Source organism: Pseudomonas sp. SMN11 (genome assembly GCF_052041945.1).
Lineage (GTDB): Bacteria > Pseudomonadota > Gammaproteobacteria > Pseudomonadales > Pseudomonadaceae > Aquipseudomonas.
On record NZ_JBKGGW010000113.1, the window covers coordinates 1 to 231 of the forward strand.

At 68.8% G+C, this 231-nt stretch carries 1 pseudogene; it reads left to right on the top strand.

Annotated elements, in window-relative coordinates:
* Nucleotides 1-231 (top strand): annotated as a pseudogene (locus tag ACLEJU_RS28785) (muconate cycloisomerase); the annotation flags it as partial.

The following is a 231-nucleotide window of genomic DNA, read 5'->3' on the forward strand; positions in this document are numbered from 1 at the left end:
ATCGAGCGCATCGACGCGATCATCGTCGACCTGCCGACCATCCGCCCGCACAAGCTGGCGATGCACACCATGCAGCAGCAGACCCTGGTGGTACTGCGCCTGCGCTGCAGCGACGGCGTCGAAGGCATCGGCGAGGCCACCACCATCGGCGGCCTGGCCTACGGCTACGAGAGCCCCGAAGGCATCAAGGCCAACATCGACGCGCACCTGGCGCCGGCGCTGGTCGGCCTG